Source organism: Pseudoxanthomonas sp. PXM04, assembly GCF_014851695.1.
GTDB classification, from domain to species: Bacteria; Pseudomonadota; Gammaproteobacteria; order Xanthomonadales; family Xanthomonadaceae; genus Pseudoxanthomonas_A; species Pseudoxanthomonas_A beigongshangi.
The window spans coordinates 201422-226613 of record NZ_JACVAG010000002.1 but is presented as its reverse complement, the minus strand read 5'-3'; the positions used below and the strand labels follow the sequence as shown (position 1 = coordinate 226613).

Here is a 25192-nt window from a genome sequence, read left to right as displayed (position 1 = left end):
GTGGATAAGGCTTGAACAAGTCTCTGAAGTTCGCTGCAAGCCCTTGATACATCAAGCGATTTTTTGTCGATCTGCCTGTTGACAACCCTGTGCGCGATGCTAATGTGGGCATCCGAGGGAAAACCGGGTTTTTAGTGGGTTTTCGTGGTTCAATTACCGCCTTCGTGCGGACGGGCAAGGGCAGGATTCGTGTTTCAGGGTGAGACCGCCATCACGGTTGACGACAAGGGACGGCTAGCGGTGCCCACCGCTTACCGCGACCTCGTCGCGCGCGAGTGCGGCAACCGGCTGGTCATCACCTACAACCCGTTCGAGGCCGGCAGCCTGTACCTGTACCCCGAACACGAATGGCAGCGGGTCAGGGACGAGGTCAGCAAGCTGCCGAGCACCCAGCGCGCCCACCGCAGCCTGCAGCTGAAGCTGATCGGCGCCGCTTCGGTGGTGGAACTCGATGGCAATGGCCGCATCAGCATCCCGGCGAGCCACCGCAGCGCGGTCGGCATCGAGAAGAAAGCGGTGCTGCTGGGCATGGGCGACAAGTTCGAATTGTGGAGCGAGCAGGCACACCACGCGCAGATCCGCCAGACCATCGGCGACGAGGATCTCAGCGCGCACATGCTCGAGTTGCGCTTGTGAGGACCGGTGACGGCACGCGGCAGTCCGCGCAGGCCGGTCACCTTTCAGCGCTGCACTTGCCGGTGTTGTACACGCAGGTCATGGAAGGGCTGCAGGTGAAACGGGACGGGACGTATCTGGACGGCACGTTCGGGCGTGGAGGACACGCGCGCGGGGTGCTGGAACGACTGGGGCCGGGAGGTCGGCTGCTGCTGATGGACAAGGATCCCGAAGCGATCGCGCACGCCGAACATACGTTCGCGGACGATGCGCGCGTCGCGATCCGCCGTGGCAGCTTCGCCGGCATGGCGGAGTGGGACGCCACCGCCGCAGGCCTGGATGGCGTGCTGCTGGATCTCGGGGTCTCGTCGCCGCAGCTGGACGTGGCCGAGCGCGGCTTCAGCTTCGGCAAGGATGGCCCGCTGGACATGCGCATGGATCCCGAATCCGGCGAGAGTGCCGCGGCGTGGCTGGCTCGCGCCGACGAACGCGAGATCGCGGATGTGCTGTGGACCTACGGCGAGGAACGCATGAGCCGCCGGATCGCCCGCGCGATCGTAGCGCGCCGCGCGTCGCAGCCGTTCGTCCGCACCGCGGACCTGGCCGAGGTCATCGCCTCGGCGATGCCGCGCGGCAAGCAGGACATCCATCCGGCCACCCGCAGCTTCCAGGCCATCCGCATCCATATCAATCGCGAGCTGGCCGACCTGGAAGCCGGCCTCGACGCCGCGCTGGCGCGCCTGAAAACCGGCGGACGGCTGGCCGTGATCAGCTTCCATTCGCTGGAAGACCGCATCGTCAAGCGGTTCATTGCCGCGCACGCCAAGGCGCCGCCGGCCAACCGCCGGTTGCCGGTGCAGGAAGAATTCGTGCCGACCCTGCGCATGATCGGCGATGCCCAGAAGGGCACGTCCGAAGAAATCGCTGGCAATCCGCGCGCCCGCAGCGCGGTGCTGCGCGTGGCCGAGAAACTGGAGGCCGCCGCATGATGCGCTTCCTGATCGCGGTGCTGCTGGTGGCGAACGTGGCTTCGGCCATCGGCGTGATCTACGCGCGCCACCGCCATCGCCAGCTGTTCGTCGAACTTTCGCGGCTGGAACGCTCGCGCGACGAACTGAACGTCGAATTCGGCCGGCTCCAGCTGGAGCAGGCCACGGTGGCCGAGAGCACCCGCATCGACCAGATCGCGCGCGTGCGGCTGGGCATGAAGTTCCCCGAGACCAACGATGTCGTGGTGGTGCGCCCGTGAACTCGCGCAGCACGCCGCCGCTGAAGAACCGCAACCGCGCCCGCTTCAACCTGCGCGGACGGCTGGCGCTGGTCATCGGTGCGCTGGGCCTGTGCTCGGTGAGCCTGATCGGACGCGCTGCCTACGTGCAGCTGATCAACAACGACTTCTACCAGCGCCAGGGCGACTCGCGCTTCCTGCGCGAGATTCCGATCCCGACCTCGCGCGGCATGATCACCGATCGCAACGGCGAGCCGGTGGCGGTGTCCTCGCCGGTGGAATCGGTGTGGGCCAATCCGCGCGAACTGCTGAAGACGCCGGATCGCCTGCCGGAGCTGGCGCAGGCGCTGGGCGTGCCGCTGGAGCACCTGACCAACCGCCTGTCGCAGCGTGCCGACAAGGAGTTCGTCTACCTCAAGCGCCGGATCAATCCGGACGAGGCGCACCGCATCCTGGCGCACAAGATTCCCGGCGTGTTCTCGCAGCGCGAGTTCCGTCGTTTCTACCCGCAGGGTGAGGCGATGGCGCACGTGCTGGGCTTCACCAACATCGACGATCGCGGCCAGGAAGGACTGGAGCTGGCGTTCGACGAATGGTTGCGCGGCAAGCCCGGCGCCAAGAAGGTGATCCGCGACAACCGCGGCCGCATCGTCGAGAACGTCGATCTGGTGCGTTCGGCGGAGCCGGGCAAGGACCTGACCCTCAGCATCGATCGCCGCATCCAGTTCCTGGCGTTCCGCGAACTGCGCAACGCGCTGATCGAACACCAGGCCAGCAGCGGCTCGATGGTGATCATGGACGTGACCACCGGTGAAGTGGTGGCGATGGTGAGCCTGCCGACCTACAACCCCAACGCGGTCGGCCAGGCCGGCGCCGAGACGCGCCGCAACCGCGCGGTGACCGACATCGTCGAACCCGGTTCGACGATGAAGCCGATCACCGTCTCGGCCGCGCTGAAGGCGGGCGCGGTGACGCCGTCCACCCTGATCAACACCTCGCCGGGCTACATGTCGCTGGGCCGCTACACCATCCGCGACGTGCCCCGCAACAACGGCGTACTGACGGTCACCGGCATCATCACCAAGAGTTCCAACATCGGCTCGGTGAAGCTGGCCGAGAAGCTGCCCAACGACTATTTCTATTCGGTGGTGCGCAGCTTCGGCTACGGCAGCGCGCCCGGCAGCGGTTTCCCCGGCGAAGGCGTCGGCATCCTCGCGCCACCGGCGCGCTGGAACGGCCTGCAGAAAGCCACCATGTCCTATGGCTACGGCCTGTCGGTGACGCCGCTGCAGATCGCGCGCGCCTACGCGGCGCTGGGCAACGGCGGCCGGCTGGTGACCCCGACCTTCGTCAAGGGCGAACACCACGAGGCGCCGCAGGTGCTGGATCCGGCCATCGCCCGCGAGGTCGTGGGCATGATGGAAACCGTGGTCACCCAGGGCGGCGCCAAGCGCGCCGGCGTGCTGGGCTATCGCGTCGCCGGCAAGACCGGCACCGCGCGCCTGGCCTCGGGCGGCGGCTACGCGCGTGGCCGCTATGCCTCGCTGTTCGCCGGCCTGGTGCCGGCGAGCAATCCGCGTTTCGCCGCGGTGGTGGTGATCAGCGACTCGCAGGAAGGCGGTTACTACGGCGGCCTGGTCGCCGCGCCGGTCTTCCACAACGTCATGGATGGCGCGCTGCGCCTGATGGACGTGCCGCCGGACGACATCGAGACCTGGCTGGCCGTGCAGGCCAAGGCCGAGGCGAAGCTGGGCGGCAACAAGCCGGCGGCGCCCGCGGCGATGCCCGCCAGCCTGGACGATGCCACCGACATGACCGATTCGCCCACCTTCGACGCTCCCGCGCCGGTGGCCGTGCAGGGCACGGGAGGCGTGCGATGAGGCGCATGATGGCGCTGGCCGAACTGCTGCCCGACGTGGACGTGCCGCGCGACATCGTGGTGCGCGGACTGGTCCAGGACAGCCGCACGATCGAGCCGGGCGACGCCTTCGTGGCGATCGCCGGTTTCGGCGCGCATGGACTCAACTTCGTCGAGCAGGCCCGGCAGAAGGGCGCCAGCGCGATCCTGTACGAACCCCCCGCACCGCCCGGCATGGACGTACCGCGCGACGCCATCGCCGTGCCCGGCCTGCGCGCGCGCATGGGCGCGATGGCCGATCGCTTCCACGCCTTCCCCTCGCGCGACATGAAGCTGGTCGGCGTCACCGGCACCAATGGCAAGACCTCCACGGTGCAGTTGCTGGCGCAGGCCTGGCATATCCGCGGCACCCGCTGCGGCAGCATCGGTACGCTGGGCGCGGGCATGTACGGCGAAGTCGTGCCGACCGGCTTCACCACTCCGCTGGTGCTGCAGATGCATGCGCTGCTGGCACAGCTGCGCGATGCCGGCGCCAAGGCGGTGGCGATGGAAGTCAGCTCGCACGCGCTGGATCAGGGACGCGTGGACGGCGTGCACTTCGATGTCGGCGTGTTCACCAACCTCACCCGCGATCACCTCGATTACCACGGCGACATGGCGACCTACGGCGCGGCCAAGGCGCGCCTGTTCGCCTGGCCCGAGCTCAAGGCGGCGGTGATCAACCTCGACGACGAGTACGGCCGCGTGCTGTATCCGGATCTGCCCGGCGCGGTGCAGGGCGTGGGCGTCAGCTCGCGCGGACAGGAGTCGGCCACCCTGCGCGCGGACGCATTGCGTCTGGACGCCAGCGGCATCGCGTTCGATCTGGCCACGGGCGGCGAATCCCATCCGGTGCAGTCGCGCCTGCTCGGCCGTTTCAACGTGGACAACCTGCTGGCGGTGGCCGGCGTGCTGTACGCGCTGGGCGAGGCGCCGCAGGAAATCGCCCGCACCCTGTCGCGGCTGCAGCCGATCCACGGGCGCATGAACCGCCTCGGCGGCAGCGTCGACGAACAGGGCCGCCGGCTGCCGTTGATCGTGATCGACTATGCGCATACGCCCGACGCGCTGGAACAGGCCCTGTCCAGCCTGCGCGACCACGCCGGGGGCCGGCTGATCTGCGTATTCGGCTGCGGTGGCGAGCGCGATGCGGGCAAGCGTCCGCAGATGGCCGCGGCCGCCGAACGGTTGGCGGACCGCGTGTTCGTCACCGACGACAACCCCCGGGGCGAGGACGGCGACCGCATCGTCGCCGACATCGTGGCCGGGTTCACCCGGCCGGACGCCGTCACCGTGCTGCGTGATCGCCGCCTGGCGATCGAGCGCGCGGTCGGCGAGGCCGGCGAGAACGACATCGTGCTGATCGCCGGCAAGGGCCATGAGCCGTACCAGGAAATCAATGGCGTGAAGCATCCGTTCGACGACACCGCGGTGGCCCGCCAGGCATTGGAGGCGCGCGCATGAAGCGGCTGCCGCTCTCGCTGCTCGCGCACTGGGCCGGTGGCGAACTCCACGGCGACGATGCCGTGGTGGACGCGATGACCCAGGACACCCGCGCCCTGCAGCCGGGCAGCCTGTACGTGGCCCTGCGCGGCGAGCGCTTCGACGGACACGACTTCGCCTACGACGCGGCCATGCGTGGCGCCGCCGCGGTGCTGGTGGAGCACACCGTCAATGTCGATCTGCCGCAGATCGTGGTGCCCGACAGCCAGCTCGCATTGGCCCGGATTGCCGCGGGCATCCACCAGGATCAGTCCGGGCGCGTGGTCGCCATCACCGGCAGCAACGGCAAGACCTCGGTCAAGACGCTGGTGGTCGCGATCCTGCAGCGCGCCGGCGTGACCTATTTCAACCCGGGCAACCGCAACAACGAGATCGGCTTGCCGCTGGCGGTCATCGACGCACCGGACGACGCCGACTTCGCGGTCTACGAAATGGGCGCCGGCCAGCCGGGCGACATCGCCTACCTGACCGACATCGTCGCGCCCGACGTGGCGCTGGTGAACAACGTCGCCGCCGCCCACCTGGAGCGGATGGGATCACTGCTGGGCGTGGCCGAGACCAAGGGCGCGATCTACGACGCCCTGCCGGCGTCCGGCACCGCGGTGATCAACGCCGATGACGCGTTCGCCGAATACTTCGCCGAGCGGGTCGCCGATCGCCGGATCCTGCGCTTCGGCCTGGAGGCCAGCGCCGACGTGACGGCGCGCGATATCCGCGCCGGTGCGACCGGTTCGGGTTTCACGCTGGTCGCGCCGCAGGGCGAAGTGGCGGTCGAGCTGCACCTGCCCGGACGCCACAACGTGCTCAATGCGCTGGCCGCCGCCTCGCTGGCGCTGGCCTGCGACGTGTCGCTGGCGACGATTGCCGAGGGCCTGGGCGCGGCGCAGCCGGTCGCGGGCCGCCAGGTCGCGCGCACGCTGGGCAACGGCGCGGTGATGATCGACGACAGCTACAACGCCAACCCGGGTTCGCTGGCCGCCGCCATCGATGCGCTGGCCGCCGGCGATGGCGAAGCCTGGCTGGTGCTGGGCGACATGCGCGAACTCGGCGCCGACGCCGAGGCGCTGCACGCCGATGCCGGCCGCCGCGCGCGCACCGCCGGCATCCGCCGTCTCTACACATTGGGTCCGCTCAGCCAGCACGCCGCGCAGGCGTTCGGCGAGGGCGCCCTGCATTTTGAAACACACAAGACCCTGGCCGAAGCGCTGCGCGCCGATCTGCATGCCGGTGTGCGCTGCCTGGTGAAGGGTTCGCGCGGCAGCGCCATGGACAAGATCGTCACGGCGCTGCTGGCCGAAGGGGAGGGGAAATCGCATGTTGCTTGAGCTCGCACGCTGGCTGCAGAGCCTGGAGAATTTCTTCGGGCTGTTCGGCTACCTGACCTTCCGCGGCATCCTTGCCGCGTTGACGGCGCTGTTCCTGTCGCTGTGGTGGGGACCGGCGGTGATCCGCCGCCTGGCGCAGTTCAAGGGCGGCCAGCCGATCCGCCAGGATGGTCCGCAGACGCATTTCTCCAAGGCAGGCACGCCGACCATGGGTGGCGGCCTGATCCTGATGACCGTGCTGGCGGCGGTGCTGCTGTGGGGCGACCTGCGCAACAAGTACGTGTGGACGGTGGTGCTGGTGATGCTGGCGTTTGGCGCCATCGGCTGGTACGACGACTGGATCAAGATCGTCAAGCGCGATCCCAACGGCCTGAAGTCGCGCTGGAAGTACCTGCTGCAGTCGATTTTCGGCCTGGCCGCGGGCCTTTACCTGTACCTGTACGCCGACGTGCCGGCGGCCACGACCTTCTACGTGCCGTTCTTCAAGTCGATCGCGCTGCCGCTGGCCGGCATCGGCTTCGTCGCCATCGCCTATTTCTGGATCGTCGGCTTCTCCAACGCGGTCAACCTGACCGACGGCCTGGACGGGCTGGCGATCATGCCGACCGTGCTGGTCGCCTGCGCGCTGGGCATCTTCGCCTACGCCTCGGGCAACGCGGTGTTCTCCAACTACCTGCAGATTCCGCAGGTCCCGGGCGCCGGTGAACTGGTGATCATCTGCGCCGCCATCGCCGGCGCGGGCCTGGGCTTCCTGTGGTTCAACACCTACCCGGCGATGGTGTTCATGGGCGACATCGGCGCGCTGGCGCTGGGCGCCGTGCTCGGCACCATCGCGGTGATCGTGCGCCAGGAACTGGTGCTGGTGATCATGGGCGGCATCTTCGTCATCGAAACGCTCTCGGTCATGATCCAGGTCGCCTCGTTCAAGCTGACCGGCAAGCGCGTGTTCCGGATGGCGCCGATCCACCACCACTTCGAACTGAAGGGATGGCCGGAGCCGCGCGTGATCGTGCGCTTCTGGATCATCTCGGTGGTGCTGGTCCTGGTCGGACTGGCCACGTTGAAGGTGCGCTGATGAACGACCGCGCCCGCCAGGCGACACGACTGGAGGCCATCGGTGGCCGCTATGACCCGTGGCTGCTGGGCGCGGCGCTGGCGCTCGCCTCGCTGGGCGTGGTGATGGTTGCGTCGAGCTCGATCTCGCAGACCGCCACGCCGTTCTACTACCTGGTGCGCCACCTGATGTTCCTGGCCGGCGGCCTGGGCCTGGCGATCTGGGCGATGCGCACCGAACTGAAGACCGTCGAGCACTACAACCAGCTGCTGCTGCTGGGCTGCGTCGGCCTGCTGCTGCTGGTGTTCGTGCCCGGACTGGGCGTGAGCGTGAAGGGTGCGCACCGCTGGATCAACCTGGGCGTGTCCAACTTCCAGGTGGTCGAGGCGGTCAAGGTGTTCTTCATCGTCTGGCTGGCCAGCTATCTAGTGCGGTTCCGCGACGAGGTCAACGCGACCTGGATCGCGATGCTCAAGCCGCTGGGCGTGGTGGTGGTGCTGGTCGCGCTGCTGCTGATGCAGCCGGACTTCGGTTCGTCATCGCTGCTGCTGGCGATCACCGCAGGCATGCTGGTGCTGGGCGGCGTCAACATGCCGCGCATGTTCGGCCCGGTGCTGGTCGGCCTGCCGGTGCTGGCGGTGATTGCCATCGCCGAGCCTTACCGCATGCGCCGCCTGACCTCGTTCGCCGATCCGTGGGCGGATCCGTTCGGCTCCGGCTACCAGCTGACCAATGCGCTGATGGCGATCGGCCGAGGCGAATGGTCCGGCATCGGCCTGGGTGGTTCGGTGCTGAAGCTGAACTACCTGCCGGAAGTGCACACCGACTTCATCTTCTCCGTCATCGGCGAGGAACTCGGTTTCGCCGGCATCTGCCTGGTCATCGGCCTCTACGCGCTGCTGGTGGGCCGCGCGTTCTGGGTGGGCCTGCGCTGCGTCGAAATGCGCCGCCACTTCGCCGGCTACTGCGCGTTCGGCATCGCCCTGTGGATCGGCCTGCAGAGCTTCGTTTCGATGGGCGTGAACCTGGGCCTGCTGCCGACCAAGGGACTGACCCTGCCGCTGATCTCCTCCGGCGGCTCCAGCGTGCTGATGACCTGCGCCGCGATGGGCCTGCTGCTGCGGGTGTCCTACGAACTGGATCGCGCCCAGCGGCAGGTCGCGCTGCGCGGCGAATTGCAGGCCGGCGCGGAACCGGCACCGGCCGCGTCCGACACTCCGGCGACCGCGCCGTCCGCGACTGCGCCCGCGACGACGCCCGCGCCCGCGGCCGTGCGCGGCACCAGCCGCCTGCGCCAGCGCATCGAACCCATTTTCGGGAGGACCGCATGACCGCGTCGGTCCAGCCCGTGATGATCCTCGCCGGCGGTACCGGCGGGCATATCTTCCCCGCGCTGGCGGTGGCGAAGGTGTTGCGCGCGCGCGGCGTGCCGGTGACCTGGCTGGGCGCCGACGGCGCGATGGAAACCCGGCTGGTGCCGCCGCACGGCATTCCGCTGGATACGCTTCCGATCTCCGCCCTGCGCGGCAAGGGCAAGCTGGCGCTGCTGGGCGCCCCGCTGCGCGTGGGTCGTGCGATTGCCGGCGCAATGGGCCTGCTGCGCGCGCGCCGTCCGCGCGCGGTGGTCAGCTTCGGCGGTTTCGCCGCCGGTCCCGGCGGCATGGCCGCGCGGCTATCCGGCAAGCCCCTGCTGGTGCACGAACAGAATCGCGCGCCCGGTTTCACCAATCGCGTGCTGGCGCGCTTCTCGCGCCGCGTGCTGACCGGTTTCCCGGGCAGCTTCGCCCACGGCGAGGAATACGTCGGCAATCCGGTGCGCGAAGAGATCGCCGCGATCGCGCCGCCCGCGCAGCGCATGGGCGGGCGCGAAGGCCCGCTGCGCGTGCTGGTGCTCGGCGGCAGCCAGGGCGCGCGTGCGCTCAACCAGTCGGTGCCGCGCGCGGTGGCCATGCTGGGCGCGGAAATGCCGGTCGAGATTCGCCACCAGTGCGGCGAGAAGCTGCGCGAGGAAGCGGTCAAGGCCTATGCCGATGCCGGCGTGCCGGCCAGCGTGGAGGCTTTCATCACCGACATGGCCGCCGCGTACGGCTGGGCCGACCTGGTGGTGTGTCGCGCCGGCGCATCCACCCTGGCCGAGGTCTGCGCGGTGGGCGTGGGCAGCGTGCTGGTGCCGTTCCCGCAGGCGGTGGACGACCACCAGACCCGCAACGCCGAATTCCTGGTCGAGCGCGACGCCGCGATCCTGCTGAAGCAGGACGCCTACCTGGCCGAGCGCCTGCATGGCGTGCTGAGCGATCTCGCCCAGCACCCGGACAAACGAAAAGCCATGGCCGAGGCCGCGCGCGGCCTGGCCAAGACCGATGCGGCCGACCGCATCGCCGACATCATTCTGGAGGAAAGCCGTGATTCGTGATTGGGCAATGGAGATTCGCAACAGCAACGCCACCGGCACAGGCCGGCGGCGCGAGCAAGCGTGCACGAATCCCCAATCCCGAATCGCCAATCCCGGCCCGGGAGGCGCCGCATGATGGCCGCCGCACGCGAACGCCGCCTGCAGCACACCGGCAACCTGGCGCGCGAATTCCGTCGCGTCCACTTCGTGGGCATCGGCGGTTCCGGCATGAGCGGCATCGCCGAGGTGCTGTGCACGCTGGGCTATGAAGTCTCCGGTTCGGACAACGCCGACAATGCGGCGACCCGCCGGCTGGCCTCGCTGGGCGCGCGGGTGATGCGCGGCCACAACGCCTCCAACGTGCTCGGCACCGACTGCGTGGTCGTGTCCAGCGCGATCAAGCACGACAATCCGGAACTGATGGAAGCGCGTTCGCAGCGCATCCCGATCGTGCCGCGCGCGGCGATGTTGGCGGAACTGATGCGTTTTCGCCGTGGCATCGCGGTGGCCGGCACCCACGGCAAGACCACCACCACCAGCCTGACCGCGGCGGTGCTGAGTGAAGGCGGGCTGGATCCGACCTTCGTCATCGGCGGCCAATTGCTGGCCGCCGGCGCCAACGCCAAGCTGGGCGATGGCCAGTGGTTGGTGGCCGAGGCCGACGAGAGCGATGGCAGCTTCCTGCGCCTGAACCCGCTCATCTCGATCGTCACCAACATCGACGCCGATCACCTGGAGAACTACGGCAACGATTTCGAACGGGTCAAGGCCGCGTTCGCGGAATTCCTCCAGCGCCTGCCGTTCTACGGCCTGGCGGTGCTGTGCATCGACGACGCCGAAGTGGCCGCGCTGGCCGCGGAGACGCCGCGCCACGTGATGACCTACGGCTTCGCCGACAACGCCGACGTGCGCGCCGAGGACGTGGAGCAGGAAGCCGGGCGCATGCGTTTCACCCTGCGCCTGCCCGAGGACGTCAGCATCCCGGTGACGCTGGCACTGCCGGGTCGCCACAACGTGCAGAACGCGCTGGCCGCCGCCGCCGTTGGCTGGCAGCTCGGCGTGTCGCCGGAGAACATCGCCGCCGCGCTGGAGAAGTTCGCCGGCATCGGGCGCCGCTTCAACGATCTGGGCGAAGTCGCCACCGCCGCCGGCGCGCGCGTGCGCCTGGTGGACGACTACGGCCATCACCCGAAGGAACTGGCCGCGGTGTTCGCCGCGGCACGCGGCGGCTGGCCGGACAAGCGCCTGGTGGTCGCGTTCCAGCCGCACCGCTATAGCCGTACCCGGGACCAGTTCGATGCATTCGCCGCGGTGCTGTCGGAAGCCGACGCGCTGGTGCTGAGCGAGGTGTATCCGGCCGGCGAGGCGCCGATTGCCGGTGCCGACGCCAAGTCGCTGGCGCGCGCCATCCGCGCGCGCGGCCGCAACGAGCCGGTGGTGGTCAGCCAGGTCGCCGATCTGATTGACGTGCTGCCGGACGTGCTGCGTGACGGCGATCTGCTGCTGCTGATGGGTGCCGGCGACATCGGCCACATCTCCCAGCAGATCGCGGCGCACGGTTTCGTGGACCCCAACGGCGCGAAGGCGCAACAACACTCATGAGCAAGTTTTCGTTCCCGCCACCGCGCGTCACCGACCCGGCCCGTTTCGGCCGCGTCGCCGTGCTGCTGGGTGGTACTTCCAGCGAAGCCGAGGTTTCGCGCGACTCCGGCCGCAACGTGCTGGACGCGCTGCGTGCGCGCGGCATCGACGCCACCGCCGTGGATGGCATTCCCGCCCTGGCCGAGGCGCTGGTGCAGCGCCGCTTCGATCGCGTCTTCAACATCCTGCACGGCCACAAGGGTGGCGGCGAGGACGGCGTGGTGCAGGGCCTGATGGAAGCCTTCGGCATGCCGTACACCGGTTCGCCGGTGCTCGGCTCGGCCCTGAGCATGGACAAGGTGCGCACCAAGCAGGTCTGGCTGTCGCTGGGCCTGCCGACGCCGCGCTACGTGCGCCTGCTGAAGGGCGACGACGTGCACGCCGCAGCCCGCGAGCTGGGCCTGCCGGTGATCGTCAAGCCGGCCAACGAGGGTTCCAGCGTGGGTGTGACCCGGGTGTTCCAGGACAGCGATCTGGATGCCGCCGTGGAGCTGGCCATCCGCTACGACGGCGAACTGCTGATGGAGCAGCTGATCGAAGGTGACGAACTGACCGTGGGCATCCTTGGCGGGGTCGCGCTGCCGTCGATCCGGATCGTGCCCAAGGGGCAGTGGTACGACTACCACGCCAAGTACGTGGCCGAGGACACCCAATACCTGTGCCCCGGCCTGGAGGGCGACGACGAGAGCGAAATACGCCGCATCGCGCTGGCGGCGTTCCAGGCGGCCGGTTGCCGCGGCTGGGGCCGCGTCGACGTGATGCGCGATCGCGCCAGCGGCCGTTTCTACCTGCTGGAAGTGAACACCGCGCCGGGCATGACCAGTCATTCGCTGGTGCCCAAGGCGGCGGGGCAGGCTGGCCTTGATTTCCAGGAACTGTGCTGGCGCATCCTGGAACAGACGCTGCCGGAGGTGGTCGGCTGATGAACGCCGTGCTGCGCATCCTCGCCTGGCTGCTGGCCGTCGCGCTCGTCGCGCTGCCGGTGGTGGCGGTGGTCAACGGCTGGATCGGCGCCGATCGCTGGCCGCTGACCCGGCTGCGCGTGCACGGCGAGTTCGAGCGCGTGGATCCGGCGCAACTGCGCGCGGTGGTGCTGCCGTACGCCCAGCGCGGGTTCTTCGCGGTGCGGTTGCAGGAAGCGCAGGACGCGGTGGAACAGCTGCCCTGGGTCGAGCGCGCGGAAGTGCGCAAGCGCTGGCCCGACGTGATGGAGATCAGCATCGTCGAGCACCGGCCGTTCGCGCGCTGGGGCAAGGATCGCCTGCTGTCCGAGCACGGTCGCCTGTTCCCGACGCCGAAGGCCCTGCAGGACCTGAAACTGCCGCAGCTTGGCGGGCCGGATTCGCAGGTCAGGGAAGTAGTGTCGCTGTACAACGAAGCCCGCCAGTTGTTCGCGCCGCTCGGCTTGAACGTGGAAACGCTGACCATGGATCGGCGTGGCAGCTGGACCCTCACCCTGGGCAACGGCACCGAAGTGGTGATTGGACGCGCCGACGCCCGTCCGCGCCTGAGCCGCTTCGTGCGCATGCTCCCGCAGATCCTCGCCCGCCAGGGCCAACCGCTGCTGCGCGCCGACCTGCGTTACACGAATGGTTTCGCGCTCAGCTGGGGCGCCGTGAAGCCGGGATTGGAGATTGGTGATTCGGGATCACGCGTAGCCAATCCGCCCTTGGCGGTGCGCCGACGCGCCGGGTCGCTTTTCGCTTTCTCCAATCCCCAATCCCCAATATCAAATCTCGGTTTTCCAACATGAATCGCAAGGGCGACAAATCGCTGATCGTCGGTCTCGACATCGGCACCTCCAAGGTCACCGCACTGGTGGGCGAGTACGCCCCCGGCAATCCGATCGAGGTGATCGGCATCGGCTCGCACGAATCGCGCGGGCTGAAGCGGGGCGTGGTGGTCGACATCGAATCGACCGTGCAGTCGATCCAGCGCGCGGTCGAGGAAGCCGAGCTGATGGCCGGCTGCGAGATCCGCTCGGTCTACGCCTCGATCTCCGGCAACCACGTGCAGTGCCGCAACTCGCCCGGCATCGTGCCGATCCGCGACGGCGAGGTGACCTGGGGTGATCTGGACCGCGTGCTGGAAGCGGCCAAGGCCGTCGCCATCCCGGCCGACCAGAAAATCCTCCACGCCATCCCGCGCGAGTACAAGCTGGACAACTCGCAGGAAGGCATCCGCAATCCTGTGGGCATGACCGGCGTGCGCCTGGAAGTGGACGCGCACCTGGTGTTCTGCGCGCAGTCGGCCGCCGCCAACATCAGCAAGTGCGTGCAGCGCTGCGGCCTGCAAATCGACGACCTGATCTTTTCGTCATTGGCGTCCAGCGTCGCCGTGCTGACCAGCGACGAGCGCGAGCTCGGCGTGGTGCTGGTCGACCTGGGTGCGGGCACCACCGACCTGGCGGTGTTCATGCAGGGTGCGATCTGCCACACGGCCTCGCTGCCGATCGCCGGCGACCAGGTCACCAACGACATCGCGCACATGCTGCGCACGCCGACCCCGGAAGCCGAGCAGATCAAGGTGCGCTATGCCTGCGCGCTGGCCCAACTGGCCACCGCCGAGGAAAGCATCCAGGTGCCGAGCGTGGGCGACCGTCCGCCGCGCCGCCTGCCGCGCCATTCGCTGGCGCAGGCGGTGCAGCAGCGCTACGAGGAAATCTTCGAGATGGTCCAGGCCGAACTGCGCCGCTCCGGCTTCGAGGAGCGCGTGCGCGCGGGCATGGTCCTGACCGGCGGCGCTTCAAAGATGGAAGGCGTGGTCGAACTGGCCGAGGAAATGCTGCAGATGCCGGTGCGCGTGGGCATCCCCCAGCACGTCACCGGCCTGGGCGAAGTCGTCGGCAACCCGGTCCACGCCACCGGCGTCGGCCTGCTGCTGATGGGCAGCCAGATCGAACACCCGCGGCGGCCGTCACTGCCCACGGGCAAGGCCGGCAGCTGGTTCAAGAAGATCCAGAACTGGTATCGCGGTGAGTTCTGAAGACCGGGATTCGGGAATCGGGATTGGGGATTCGCAAAAGCGACTAAGAGCAAAGAGCGGAAAGGTGGAAAGAAAGCGGCAGGTGCGGACGGTTTGCAGTAGCGATACGAACAAGCGCAAGGGCGCAAGTGTTCGCGGGTCTGGGCAGGGCGAAGGGAAACGGAAGGCACGCTTTTCCGAATCCCCAATCCCGAAATCCCGGCAACAAGCGGCAGGTAGAGACGAATTGCGGTAGCGCGGTACGCAACAACCACTAAAACACAACAACTCGCTGGTAGAGGACGAGGGCTGAAGGAACTGGAAGGCAATGCTTTCCGAATCCCCAATCCCGAATCCCCAATCCCAGCTCAAAGAGGACAACGGACATGGCACATTTTGAACTGGTTGAAAAGATGGCTCCGAATGCGGTGATCAAGGTCATTGGCGTGGGCGGCGGCGGCGGCAACGCGGTGGCGCACATGGTCAACGGCAGCGTGGACGGCGTGGAATTCATCACCGCCAACACCGATTCGCAGGCGATCAAGAACTGCGGCGCCAAGCTGCAGCTGCAACTCGGCGGCAACGTCACCAAGGGCCTGGGCGCGGGCGCGAATCCGGAAGTCGGCCGCCAGGCCGCGCTGGAAGATCGCGAGCGCATCATCGAGGCGCTGGACGGCGCCGACATGGTGTTCATCACCGCCGGCATGGGCGGCGGCACCGGCACCGGCGCCGCGCCGGTGGTGGCGCAGCTGGCCAAGGAGATGGGCATCCTGACCGTGGCCGTGGTCACCAAGCCGTTCCCGTTCGAAGGCCGTCGCCGCATGCAGGTGGCGCTGAAGGGCATCGAGGAACTGAGCCACCACTGCGACTCGCTGATCACCATCCCGAACGAAAAGCTGATCACCGTGCTGGGCCGCAACGCGACCATGATCCAGGCGTTCCGCGCCGCCAACGACGTGCTGCTCGGCGCCGTGCAGGGCATCGCCGACTTGATCGTGCGTCCGGGCCTGATCAACGTCGACTTCGCCGACGTGCGCACCGTGATGAGCGAAATGGGCCTGGCGATGATGGGCACCGGCCACGCCCGCGGCGATGACCGCGCGCAGGCCGCCGCCGAGAGCGCCATCCAGAACCCGCTGCTGGACGACGTCAACCTGTCCGGCGCCAACGGCATCCTGGTCAACATCACCGCCGGTCCGGACTTCACCATGGCCGAGTTCGACGAAGTCGGCCGCACCATCGAAGGCTTCGCCTCCGAGGACGCGACCGTGGTGGTCGGTACCGTGCTGGATCCGGACATGCAGGACGAGGTCCGGGTGACGGTGGTCGCCACCGGCCTGAACCGCGCCGTCGCCCGCCAGCCGGTCGGCCGTGGCCTGGACCGCGAGCCGGTGCGCGCGCCGATCAAGCTGGTCCGCGACGCGACCACCGGTCTGCCGGCGTTCGACGCGATGGCCAATGTCGATCCGGTGGCCGACGCCGTCGGCGGCCTGGGCCTGCGCCGTGGTTCGGCGGCTCCGGCGAGCGCGCCGGCCGCGTCGTCCGCTCCGGCGGCGGCCGACCTGCCCGCGGACTACCTGGACATCCCGGCGTTCCTGCGCCGGCAGGCGGACTGACCTCCGCCTCCTGAAACACCCTCCCGCCGGTCCGGGGGAGGCGCGGTACCGTCATGTCTCTTCGCTGCCGGGCCTGCCCGGCCCGGCAGCCCTTTCCGTCCCCGTCGGGAAATCGGACAGGTTCGCGCGGCATTGTTTCAGCCGTGGGACAAAGCAATTCTTCCGTTAAGATTCAGCTAATTGCGTGCTATTCTCGCCGCTCTTGGTCAGCACCTTCACCTCGGTCCCCCTCCGATGGCCCAGCAACGCACCCTCAAGAACGTGATCCGCGCCACCGGCGTGGGCCTGCACAGCGGCGAAAAGGTCTACATGACGCTGCGTCCGGCCCCGGTGAACACCGGCGTCGTGTTCCGGCGCGTGGATCTGGAGCCGGTGGTGGAAATGCCGGCCAGCGCCGAACTGGTCACCGAGACTACGCTGTGCACGGGCCTGAGCTGCGACGGCGCCAAGGTGCAGACGGTCGAACACCTGATGTCCGCGCTGGCGGGTCTGGGCGTGGACAACGTCTACGTCGAGCTGTCCTCGGCCGAACTGCCGATCATGGACGGTTCCGCCGGCCCCTTCGTGTTCCTGCTGCAGTCCGCCGGCATCGCCGAGCAGAATGCGCCCAAGCGCTTCATCCGCATCAAGTCGCCGGTGGAAGTCACCGAGGGCGACAAGGTGGCGCGCTTCGATCCCTACGAGGGCTTCCGGGTGGGCTTCACGGTCAAGTTCGATCACCCGATGATTCCGGCCTCGCAGTCGCGCGCCGAAGTCGAGTTCTCCACCGGCGCCTACATCAAGGAAGTCGCGCGCGCGCGCACCTTCGGCTTCATGCGCGACCTGGAGTACATGCGCGAGCGCAACCTGGGCCTGGGCGGTTCGATGGACAACGCCATCGTGCTGGACGAGTTCCGGGTCCTCAACGACGACGGCCTGCGCTACGCCGACGAATTCGTCCGCCACAAGATCCTCGACGCCATCGGCGATCTCTATCTCGCCGGCCGCCCGATCCTGGGCGCCTACGAGGGCTACAAGTCCGGGCACGCCCTGAACAACAAGCTGGTGCGGGCCCTGCTGGCCCAGCCGGAGGCGTGGGAAGAGGTCACTTTCGAGGATGCCCGCCATCCTTCGCCGGTGCTGTACGGCACCCCCGCCACCGCGGCGGCCTGAGTCCCACCCAACTCCCTCCGATCGCTTTCCGGTGAAACCGTATTCGAAAGGATGCGGCGTCGCCGCATTGTCATTTGTGTGATTCAGGTCAAATTTCGGGCCTGAATTTAACTAATTATTAACTTTCAACTAACGACCCGGGTCGCCATGCCCGGTACCATGCCTTGCCTTCGCGTCGCGGGCTAGCGCTTCCGCCCGCCGCGCCGGTTGTCAGGAGCAGTACCTCCTCCGGCGGAGTCCGGAGATTCCAAGGATGCCAGGACAGCCGCCAGCGCCTTGCGTGAGGCTTCCGGAACAGGTGGTGCCGTTGTTTCTGCCCGAAGATTCGGGTGGAGCGGGGCGGTTGTTGTTTTGACGGTCACCTCGGTCACCGTCAGTCCGACGGATCGGGCGGCATCAAGCAGTTCGACGGAGGCGAGCCGGAGTTTGGCGCGCCACACGGGGGAGTCGACGATAAAAACGAGCCGTTCGCCGGCCACATTCGCCAAACGGCAATGGGGAGCCAGGGCGGGCGGGAGACAGGGGCGAAGTTGCTGTTCAAGGGCGTCGAGCCAGAGGGCACGACGCACCGGGTCGGCGGCAGCATCCGTCAGCGCGGCCTGGAGGGCCGGTTGCGGAGTGCTTGCGCCACGCGGCTTGGACTTCGAATCAGACATCGGTATCTATGGCTTTTCAAAACATCGTAAACAATTCGCGCGCCTGGTTGGCCAATCATCTCGCCGGCCCCGCCTACAAGGCGCGCAGTCTGGTCCACGCAAGACCGCTCACCACCGCCGCCTGTCTGCTCGCCGTTGGCCTGGTCGCCGGCCTGGCCGGACGTAGCGCGATGGGCATGGCCCAGGTCTCGCTCCTGCAGGCCAAGACCGAGCGCCAGGACACCGAACTCGAGCAGGTCCGCCGCGGCGCCCAGCAGGAAATCAACGCCATGGCCGCGCGCCTGGGCGAACTGCAGGCGCAGGCCAACCGCCTCAACGCGCTGGGCGACCGCCTGACCCGCATGGGGCAGTTGCAGGACGGCGAGTTCGATTTCGAGGAGCCGGTGGGCGTCGGCGGCAACGATGCCGTCTACGACATGTCGCCGTCCGAACTGGACAAGGGCGTCAGCCAGCTCGAACGCCAGTTCGCCGCCTCCGGCCAGCAGCTGTCGGTGCTCGAAGCGCTGCTGTTCAACCGTGAGCTGGACAAGAACGCGACGCCGTCGCGCATGCCCATCGCCAACAGCTACATCACCTCCGGCTTCGGTGGCCGCGCCGATCCGTTCGGCGGCGGTGGCCAGTACCACAAGGGCATCGACTTCAAGGCCAGCGTGGGCGACCCGGTGCTGGCCGTGGCCGACGGCGTGGTCAGCTTCGCCGGCATCAAGGGCGGCTACGGCAACGTGGTCGACGTTGATCACGGCAACGGCTACGTCACCCGTTACGCGCACAACTCCCGCCTGGTGGTGAAGTCCGGCGACCTGGTGCGGGTCGGCCAGGAAGTGGCCAAGGCCGGTTCCACCGGCCGCTCGACCGGCGCCCATGTGCACTTCGAAGTCTGGGAAAACGGCCGCGTGGTCAACCCGCGCAAGTTCCTCGGCGACGGTCCCACCCCGGTCGGCAAGATCAAGCGGGGCTGAGCTTCGGGAGGGGCTTCCGGCAGGGTTGATTCCCCCGGGGGCGCCCCAAGCTACAATACGGTGTTGCCAGACAGGGCGCAGTGCGCCCTGTTTCGTTTTGGGGTCCCGCTCGCCGGCCTGTTCGCGACGGCCCCGACGCTCATTTCCAACCGGTTCCTTACATGATCAACAACTTGCTTACCCGTGTCTTTGGCAGCCGCAACGAACGCCTGCTGAAGCAGCTCCAGCGCAGCGTCGGCAAAATCAATGCCCTGGAACCGGAGATGGAGAAGCTCTCCGACGACGAGCTCAAGGCCAAGACCCCTGAATTCCAGAAGCGCGTCGCCGACGGCGAGTCGCTGGACAAGATCCTGCCCGAAGCGTTCGCCGTCTGCCGTGAAGCCAGCCGCCGCGTGCTGGGCATGCGCCACTACGACGTGCAGCTGATCGGCGGCATGGTGCTGCACCTGGGCAAGATCGCGGAAATGCGCACCGGTGAAGGCAAGACCCTGGTCGCGACCCTGCCGGTCTACCTCAACGCGCTGGAAGGCAAGGGCGTGCACGTGGTGACCGTCAACGACTACCTGGCCCGCCGCGACTCGGCCTGGATGGGCCGCCTGTACAACTGGCTGGGCCTGTCGGTCGGCGTGGTCTACCCGGGCATGCCGCACAGCGACAAGCATTCGGCGTATGCCGCCGACATCACCTACGGCACCAACAACGAATTCGGTTTCGACTACCTGCGCGACAACATGGCGATGGCCAAGGAGGACCGCTTCCAGCGTGGCCTGCACTACGCCATCGTCGACGAAGTCGACTCCATCCTGATCGACGAGGCGCGCACCCCGCTGATCATCTCCGGCCCGGCCGACGAATCCCCCGAGCTGTACCTGCGCGTCAACCAGATCGTGCCGAAGCTGGTCAAGCAGGAAAGCGAGGAAGGCGAGGGCGACTTCTGGGTCGACGAGAAGGGCAAGCAGGTCCACCTGTCCGAGGCAGGCATGGAGCACGCCGAGGCGCTGCTGCTGCAGGCCGGCATCCTGAAGGACGAGGAAGACAGCCTGTACGGCGCCAACAACCTCACCGTGGTGCACCACCTCAACGCCGCGCTGCGCGCGCACGCGATCTACCAGCGTGACGTGGACTACATCGTGCGCGACGGTGAAGTGGTGATCGTCGACGAGTTCACCGGCCGCACCCTGCCGGGCCGCCGCTGGTCCGACGGCCTGCACCAGGCGGTGGAAGCGAAGGAAGGCGTGCCGGTCCAGCGCGAGAACCAGACGCTGGCCAGCATCACCTTCCAGAACCTGTTCCGCATGTACAAGAAGCTGTCCGGCATGACCGGTACGGCGGACACCGAAGCCTACGAATTCCAGAGCATCTACGGCCTGGAAGTGATCGTCATCCCGACCCACCGCCCGACCGTGCGCAAGGATTCGCCCGACCAGGTGTTCCTCAACCGCAAGGGCAAGTTCAACGCGGTGCTGGCCGACATCCAGGACTGCTACCAGCGCGGCCAGCCGGTGCTGGTCGGCACGACCTCGATCGAAACCTCCGAGATGCTGTCGGAGTTCCTGACCAAGTCCGGCGTCCCGCACGAAGTGCTCAACGCCAAGCAGCACGAGCGCGAAGCGCACATCGTCGCGCAGGCGGGTCGTTCCGGCGCGGTCACCATCGCCACCAACATGGCCGGCCGCGGTACCGACATCGTGCTGGGCGGTTCGCTGGAAGTGGAACTGGAGCAACTGCCGGAAGACGCCACCGACGCCGATCGCCAGCGGGTCAAGGCCGAATGGCAGCAGCGCCACGAAGCGGTCAAGGCCGCCGGCGGCCTGCACATCATCGGCACCGAGCGCCACGAATCCCGCCGCATCGACAACCAGCTGCGTGGCCGTTCCGGCCGCCAGGGCGATCCGGGTTCGTCCCGCTTCTACCTGTCGCTGGAAGACAACCTGATGCGCATCTTCGCCTCGGACTGGGTCCAGAAGGCGATGAAGCTGATCGGCATGAAGGAAGACGACGTGATCGAGGATCGCCTCGTCAGCCGCCAGATCGAAAAGGCCCAGCGCAAGGTCGAGGCGCACAACTTCGACATCCGCAAGAACCTGCTGGATTTCGACGACGTCAACAACGACCAGCGCAAGGTCATCTATTCCCAGCGCGACGAACTGCTGGAAGCCGATTCGGTGAAGGACAACATCGACGGTATCCGCGGCGACGTTGTCGCCGAGACGGTGGGCCGCTTCGTGCCGCCGAACTCGGTGGACGATCAGTGGGATCTGGCCGGCCTGCAGCGCGAGCTGGAAGAGGAAATGGCGCTGGCCCTGCCGGTCACCGCCTGGCCGAAGGAAGCCGAGGAACTGGACGCCGAAGCGATCGAGCAGCGCGTGCAGGACGCGATGAACCGCCACTTCGACGAGAAGGAAACGGTCATCGGCGGCGAGACCATGCGCGCGCTGGAAAAGCACATCATGCTGACCGTGCTGGACAAGAACTGGAAGGAACACCTGGCGCGCATGGATTACCTGCGGCAGGGCATCCACCTGCGCGGCTACGCGCAGAAGCAGCCGAAGCAGGAGTACAAGAAGGAAGCCTTCGAGCTGTTCTCGGACATGCTGGAGCGGGTCAAGCGCGAAGTCGTGACCCTGCTGGCGCGCGTGCGCATCCGCACCGAGGAGGAAGTGGCGGCGCTGGAAGCGCAGGAGCGCGCGATGGCCGAAGCGCAGGCCCGGCAGATGCAGTTCCAGCACGCCGATGCCGGCGGCTACAGCGCCGACGAGGAAGCCGAGCAGGCCCAGGCCGCGCAGGCCGGCCGCCCGGTGGCGATGCCGGCCGACGCCGGTCCCAAGGTCGGCCGCAACGATCCCTGCCCCTGCGGCAGCGGCAAGAAGTTCAAGCACTGCCACGGCCAGTTGGCCTGATACGACGGCAGTCGGTGAAGAAAAACAGGCGCCTCGAGGCGCCTGTTTTTTTTTGGGGGGTGTCGGGGTTGCCCCCATCCGCCTTCGGCACCTTCCCCCGCGTGCGGGGGAAGGGGGCAGGGGCAGATCGCGAGTGGGGAGTCGGGGAGAGGCGGGTCGGCAGGTATCGTTGGCTTCCGGCTTCCGGCTTCCGGCTTCCTCCCGACTCCCGACTCCCGACTCCCGACTCCCGACTCCCGCGACCGCTGGCCGCTGGCCGCTGGCGCTCCCGAGTGAAGTCTCCCCGCCCCCGAAGTCGTCCCAACCCCTCCTTCCCCCGCCTGCGGGGGAAGGTGCCGAAGGCGGATGGGGGCAAGCCCTGAAACCGTGACCCACCGCATTTGCATTTGCGCGGAAATACCCGGCAAGCTTCGGCCATGTCCTCCGAACCTCTGCGATCCATCCATGTCGTGGCCGGCGTCATCAGCGACGCCCGCGGCCGCATCCTGCTGGCCCGCCGCACCGAGGGCCGTGATCTGGCCGGCCGCTGGGAGTTTCCCGGCGGCAAGCGCGAGGCCGGCGAGACCGAGGCCGAGGCGCTGATTCGCGAACTGCAGGAAGAACTCGGCATCACCGCCGAAATCGGCGAACCCATCATCAACGTGCCCCAGCAGTACCCCGACAAACGCCTGCGCCTGGACGTGCGCCGAGTACTGTCCTGGAAGGGCAATCCGCGTGGACACGAGGGACAGGCGCTGGCCTGGGTGGCGCCGGAGAAACTTCCGCGCTACGTGATGCCGCCGGCCGACCGCCCGGTGGTGGCGGCGCTGCTACACCCGGATCGCTACCTGGTCACCCCGTCGCCGGCGGACGTCGACGACGAGACCTGGCTCGGCGCGTTGCAACGGGCGCTGGAGTCGGGCGTCCGCCGCCTGCAACTGAGGATGCCCGGGGTCGATGCGGAACGCCGTCGCCGACTGGCGCGCGCGGCGGTGGAGGCCAGTCAGCGGGCGGGCGTCGAGGTGCTGATCAATTCCGACATCGGCCTGGCACGCGAGCTGGGCGCGGGCGTGCACCTGCGCGCGGCGCAACTGCCGGAACTGTCGGTGCGGCCGCTGCCCGATGCGCAGCCGGTCGCCGCGTCCTGCCATACCGGCGAGGAACTGCGCCGTGCCGAGGACCTGGGCTGCGATTTCGCGGCGCTGGGCAGCGTGCGGGAAACGGCCAGCCATCCGGGCGGCAGCGTGCTGGGCTGGGAGGGATTCGCGCGCCTTCGCGAAGCGGTGTCGCTGCCGATCTACGCCATCGGCGGCCTGCAGCCGGACCATATCCTGGAAGCCCGCCAGCATGGCGCGCAGGGAATCGCCGCCATCCGCGGACTCTGGGCCGACTGAAGAAGTATCGGGGCGCGCTCGGCGCCGGCTCTAGGCAGATTCGCCGACGGCGGCGGCCAGGCGGCGGTAGCGGGCATCCAGTTCCGCCACCGCGGCCTCCAGGCGGTCGATATGACCGTCGTTGACCACGATGTCGTCGGCCAGCGCCAGACGCTGGTCGCGATGCGCCTGTGCGTCCAGCATGCGTTCGGCCAGCGCGGCATCGATGCCGTCGCGCTGCATCAGGCGCGCCTTCTGTACCGTGCGCGGCACGTCGACCACCAGGATGCGGGAAAGCCAGGGATAGGCGGCGCGGCCGCCGCCTTCAGTCAATAGCGGAATGGTGGCGATGGCGTAGGGACTCTCCGCCGCCTGGCAGAGCGCCTGCAGGCGTTGGCGGATGCGTGGGTGGAGGATGCCTTCGAGCACCCGGCGCTCGCTTTCGTTGCCGAACACGCGTGCGCGCAGGACCGCGCGATCCAGCCGGCCATCGGCCTGCAACACTTCCTTGCCGAACCGGGCCGCGACTTCGGCCAGCGCGGGCTGGCCTGGCTCGACGATTTCCCGCGCCACCCGGTCGGCATCGGCGATGCCCACGCCGCGCGCGGCGAAGGCCCGCTCCAGCGCGCTTTTCCCGGACGCCACACCGCCGGTCAGTCCGATCACGTATTCGCTCATGCGCCCATTATTGGCCGGAACCACCACGTTGTAGAGCGGAGCATGCTCCGCTGTCGTCGCCCCCCAGCCGAGCAAGCTCGGCTCTACACGCTGCGTCCTTCCCCGCCTGCGGGGGAAGGTGCCCGAAGGGCGGATGGGGGCAAGCGGGAAGGTCAGACTCGAACGCCCAGCCGAGCAAGCTCGGCTCTACACGATGCCCCCTTCCCCCGCCTGCGGGGGAAGGTGCCCGAAGGGCGGATGGGGGCAAGCGGGAAGGTCAGACTCAATCGCCCAGCCGAGCAAGCTCGGCTCTACACGCTGCGTCCTTCCCCCGCGCGCGGGGGAAGGTGCCCGAAGGGCGGATGGGGGCCAAGCGCGAAATCAGGCCGAATCGACCCAGCCGAGCAACCCCGGCTCTACCGGAAGCCGGCGAAACGCAGATAGGCGTCGATCAGATCCTGGCCCCAGAAAAACACCACCCAGCCGGCGATGGCCAGATAGGGACCAAACGGAATGGGCGTGGCGCGGTCGCGGCCCTTCGCCGCCAGCCAGACCGAACCGATGATGGCGCCCACCAGCGAGGACAGCAGGATGGTGGGCAGGACGCCCTTCAGGCCAACCCAGGCGCCGATGGCCGCCAGCAGCTTGAAATCACCATGGCCCATGCCTTCCTTGCCGGTCAGCTGCTTGAACAGCCACCACACCGACCACAGCGACACGTAGCCGGCAATCGCGCCCAGCACCGCCGCCTTGGGCACCATGTAGAGATTTTCCAGGCTGGCGATCAGGCCCAGCCACATCAGCGGCAGGGTCAGTTGATCGGGCAGCAGGCGGGTACGCAGGTCGATGCCCGACAGCGCCACCAGGAAGCAGCTCAGCAACGAGGCCCCGAATCCCTGCCAGCCAAAGCCGAAGCGCCACACCGACGCGACCACCAGCAGGGCGGTGAGCAGTTCCACCAGCGGATACTGCACGGAAATCGGCGCCTTGCAGTGGCGGCACCTGCCGCGCAGGGCGAGCCAGCTGATCAGCGGGATGTTCTCGAACCAGGCCAGCTTGTGCTTGCAGTGCGGGCAGTGCGAACTCTCGACCACGATGCCGGGTGGCGGCGGGTCGTAGATTTCCGGTTCCTCGAGGATCTCGCGCGCATCGCGCCGCCATTGCCAGTCCAGCTTGCGCGGCAGGCGCAGGATGACCACGTTGAGGAAGCTGCCCACCAGCAGGCCCAGGCCGGCCGCGACCGGAAAGCCGAGGCCGGGGTGTTGATCGAGGAATGCCACG

The 25192-nt window shown here is 68.1% G+C and carries 20 protein-coding genes and 1 pseudogene; 18 read left to right on the top strand and 3 right to left on the bottom strand.

Annotated features, from left to right (window positions below; genetic code table 11):
- The first annotated feature begins 189 nt into the window (after positions 1-189).
- The 15 genes and pseudogenes from mraZ (at position 190) to lpxC (ending at position 17387) form a co-directional block, all read left to right on the top strand.
- Entirely contained in the window at positions 190-636 is a 447-nt protein-coding gene (mraZ, locus tag IB228_RS06975) for a division/cell wall cluster transcriptional repressor MraZ (protein ID WP_141455681.1), read from the top strand.
- The gene (rsmH, locus tag IB228_RS06970; protein WP_343227056.1) at positions 633-1604 is read left to right on the top strand and encodes a 16S rRNA (cytosine(1402)-N(4))-methyltransferase RsmH; all 972 of its coding nucleotides are present in this window, start codon (positions 633-635) and stop codon (positions 1602-1604) included. Before mraZ ends, rsmH begins: the two co-directional genes overlap by 4 nt.
- Positions 1601-1864 (top strand): cell division protein FtsL, encoded by a 264-nt coding sequence (gene ftsL, locus IB228_RS06965; protein WP_141455682.1) that lies wholly within the window; start codon positions 1601-1603, stop codon positions 1862-1864. Before rsmH ends, ftsL begins: the two co-directional genes overlap by 4 nt.
- 20 nt (positions 1865-1884) lie before the next feature.
- Positions 1885-3576: pseudogene (locus IB228_RS06960) on the top strand (penicillin-binding protein 2); the annotation flags it as partial.
- 143 nt (positions 3577-3719) lie between these two features.
- A complete protein-coding gene (locus tag IB228_RS06955) occupies positions 3720-5204 on the top strand; it encodes a UDP-N-acetylmuramoyl-L-alanyl-D-glutamate--2,6-diaminopimelate ligase (protein ID WP_192197965.1) in 1485 nt (494 codons plus the stop codon).
- Entirely contained in the window at positions 5201-6568 is a 1368-nt protein-coding gene (murF, locus tag IB228_RS06950; RefSeq protein WP_192197964.1) for a UDP-N-acetylmuramoyl-tripeptide--D-alanyl-D-alanine ligase, read from the top strand. The genes IB228_RS06955 and murF overlap by 4 nt, the downstream gene beginning before the upstream one ends.
- On the top strand, positions 6558-7643 hold the full coding sequence (mraY, locus tag IB228_RS06945) for a phospho-N-acetylmuramoyl-pentapeptide-transferase (protein WP_141455685.1): 1086 nt from the start codon (positions 6558-6560) through the stop codon (positions 7641-7643). Before murF ends, mraY begins: the two co-directional genes overlap by 11 nt.
- On the top strand, positions 7643-8953 hold the full coding sequence (gene ftsW, locus IB228_RS19770) for a putative lipid II flippase FtsW (RefSeq protein ID WP_203323082.1): 1311 nt from the start codon (positions 7643-7645) through the stop codon (positions 8951-8953). Before mraY ends, ftsW begins: the two co-directional genes overlap by 1 nt.
- Positions 8950-10035, top strand: a complete 1086-nt coding sequence (murG, locus tag IB228_RS06940) for an undecaprenyldiphospho-muramoylpentapeptide beta-N-acetylglucosaminyltransferase (protein ID WP_203323083.1) — start codon at positions 8950-8952, stop codon at positions 10033-10035. Before ftsW ends, murG begins: the two co-directional genes overlap by 4 nt.
- A gap of 111 nt (positions 10036-10146) precedes the next feature.
- Entirely contained in the window at positions 10147-11616 is a 1470-nt protein-coding gene (murC, locus tag IB228_RS06935; RefSeq protein ID WP_183639027.1) for a UDP-N-acetylmuramate--L-alanine ligase, read from the top strand.
- Positions 11613-12578, top strand: coding sequence for a D-alanine--D-alanine ligase (locus IB228_RS06930; RefSeq protein ID WP_183639025.1), 966 nt, complete (start codon positions 11613-11615; stop codon positions 12576-12578). The genes murC and IB228_RS06930 overlap by 4 nt, the downstream gene beginning before the upstream one ends.
- On the top strand, positions 12578-13408 hold the full coding sequence (locus IB228_RS06925; RefSeq protein WP_183639023.1) for a cell division protein FtsQ/DivIB: 831 nt from the start codon (positions 12578-12580) through the stop codon (positions 13406-13408). The genes IB228_RS06930 and IB228_RS06925 overlap by 1 nt, the downstream gene beginning before the upstream one ends.
- Entirely contained in the window at positions 13405-14640 is a 1236-nt protein-coding gene (gene ftsA / locus IB228_RS06920; RefSeq protein ID WP_141455691.1) for a cell division protein FtsA, read from the top strand. Before IB228_RS06925 ends, ftsA begins: the two co-directional genes overlap by 4 nt.
- Positions 14641-15005: 365 nt before the next feature.
- Positions 15006-16235 carry a cell division protein FtsZ gene (gene ftsZ, locus IB228_RS06915; protein WP_141455692.1) on the top strand — a complete coding sequence of 410 codons (1230 nt, stop codon included), beginning with the start codon at positions 15006-15008 and terminating at the stop codon, positions 16233-16235.
- Positions 16236-16469: 234 nt separating this feature from the next.
- Complete coding sequence (gene lpxC / locus IB228_RS06910; protein ID WP_183639022.1) at positions 16470-17387, top strand: UDP-3-O-acyl-N-acetylglucosamine deacetylase; 918 nt, start codon at positions 16470-16472, stop codon at positions 17385-17387.
- 182 nt (positions 17388-17569) lie between these two features.
- Here lpxC and IB228_RS06905 read toward each other — a convergent pair whose 3' ends face one another.
- On the bottom strand, positions 17570-18043 hold the full coding sequence (locus IB228_RS06905) for a DUF721 domain-containing protein (protein ID WP_183639020.1): 474 nt from the start codon (positions 18041-18043) through the stop codon (positions 17570-17572).
- An 8-nt stretch (positions 18044-18051) separates the two neighbouring features.
- Here IB228_RS06905 and IB228_RS06900 point away from each other — a divergent pair, with 8 nt between their 5' ends.
- The 3 genes from IB228_RS06900 to IB228_RS06890 all read left to right on the top strand — a co-directional run bounded on the left by IB228_RS06900 (position 18052) and on the right by IB228_RS06890 (position 23275).
- Complete coding sequence (locus IB228_RS06900) at positions 18052-19002, top strand: M23 family metallopeptidase (RefSeq protein WP_192197962.1); 951 nt, start codon at positions 18052-18054, stop codon at positions 19000-19002.
- Positions 19003-19163: 161 nt separating this feature from the next.
- Entirely contained in the window at positions 19164-21902 is a 2739-nt protein-coding gene (gene secA, locus IB228_RS06895; protein ID WP_183639016.1) for a preprotein translocase subunit SecA, read from the top strand.
- Positions 21903-22318: 416 nt separating this feature from the next.
- The gene (locus IB228_RS06890; RefSeq protein ID WP_183639014.1) at positions 22319-23275 is read left to right on the top strand and encodes a Nudix family hydrolase; all 957 of its coding nucleotides are present in this window, start codon (positions 22319-22321) and stop codon (positions 23273-23275) included.
- Between the two features lie 30 nt (positions 23276-23305).
- On the opposite strand, the gene coaE is transcribed toward IB228_RS06890, so the two are convergent.
- Positions 23306-23932, bottom strand: a complete 627-nt coding sequence (coaE, locus tag IB228_RS06885) for a dephospho-CoA kinase (RefSeq protein WP_192197961.1) — start codon at positions 23930-23932, stop codon at positions 23306-23308.
- 395 nt (positions 23933-24327) lie between these two features.
- Positions 24328-25191: an A24 family peptidase gene (locus tag IB228_RS06880; protein WP_192197960.1), complete on the bottom strand. Its 864-nt coding sequence runs from the start codon at positions 25189-25191 to the stop codon at positions 24328-24330.
- Between the last annotated feature and the right edge of the window lies 1 nt (position 25192).

Excerpts from the sequence above, each read along its gene's own strand:
- ftsL (WP_141455682.1), top strand. The coding sequence starts at position 1,601 with ATGATGCGCTTCCTGATCGCGGTGCTGCTGGTGGCGAACGTGGCTTCG.
- IB228_RS06955 (WP_192197965.1), top strand. The coding sequence starts at position 3,720 with ATGAGGCGCATGATGGCGCTGGCCGAACTGCTGCCCGACGTGGACGTG.
- murF (WP_192197964.1), top strand. The coding sequence starts at position 5,201 with ATGAAGCGGCTGCCGCTCTCGCTGCTCGCGCACTGGGCCGGTGGCGAA.
- mraY (WP_141455685.1), top strand. The coding sequence starts at position 6,558 with ATGTTGCTTGAGCTCGCACGCTGGCTGCAGAGCCTGGAGAATTTCTTC.
- ftsW (WP_203323082.1), top strand. The coding sequence starts at position 7,643 with ATGAACGACCGCGCCCGCCAGGCGACACGACTGGAGGCCATCGGTGGC.
- murG (WP_203323083.1), top strand. The coding sequence starts at position 8,950 with ATGACCGCGTCGGTCCAGCCCGTGATGATCCTCGCCGGCGGTACCGGC.
- murC (WP_183639027.1), top strand. The coding sequence starts at position 10,147 with ATGATGGCCGCCGCACGCGAACGCCGCCTGCAGCACACCGGCAACCTG.
- IB228_RS06930 (WP_183639025.1), top strand. The coding sequence starts at position 11,613 with ATGAGCAAGTTTTCGTTCCCGCCACCGCGCGTCACCGACCCGGCCCGT.
- IB228_RS06925 (WP_183639023.1), top strand. The coding sequence starts at position 12,578 with ATGAACGCCGTGCTGCGCATCCTCGCCTGGCTGCTGGCCGTCGCGCTC.
- ftsA (WP_141455691.1), top strand. The coding sequence starts at position 13,405 with ATGAATCGCAAGGGCGACAAATCGCTGATCGTCGGTCTCGACATCGGC.
- ftsZ (WP_141455692.1), top strand. The coding sequence starts at position 15,006 with ATGGCACATTTTGAACTGGTTGAAAAGATGGCTCCGAATGCGGTGATC.
- lpxC (WP_183639022.1), top strand. The coding sequence starts at position 16,470 with ATGGCCCAGCAACGCACCCTCAAGAACGTGATCCGCGCCACCGGCGTG.
- IB228_RS06905 (WP_183639020.1), bottom strand. The coding sequence starts at position 18,043 with ATGTCTGATTCGAAGTCCAAGCCGCGTGGCGCAAGCACTCCGCAACCG.
- IB228_RS06900 (WP_192197962.1), top strand. The coding sequence starts at position 18,052 with ATGGCTTTTCAAAACATCGTAAACAATTCGCGCGCCTGGTTGGCCAAT.
- secA (WP_183639016.1), top strand. The coding sequence starts at position 19,164 with ATGATCAACAACTTGCTTACCCGTGTCTTTGGCAGCCGCAACGAACGC.
- IB228_RS06890 (WP_183639014.1), top strand. The coding sequence starts at position 22,319 with ATGTCCTCCGAACCTCTGCGATCCATCCATGTCGTGGCCGGCGTCATC.
- coaE (WP_192197961.1), bottom strand. The coding sequence starts at position 23,932 with ATGAGCGAATACGTGATCGGACTGACCGGCGGTGTGGCGTCCGGGAAA.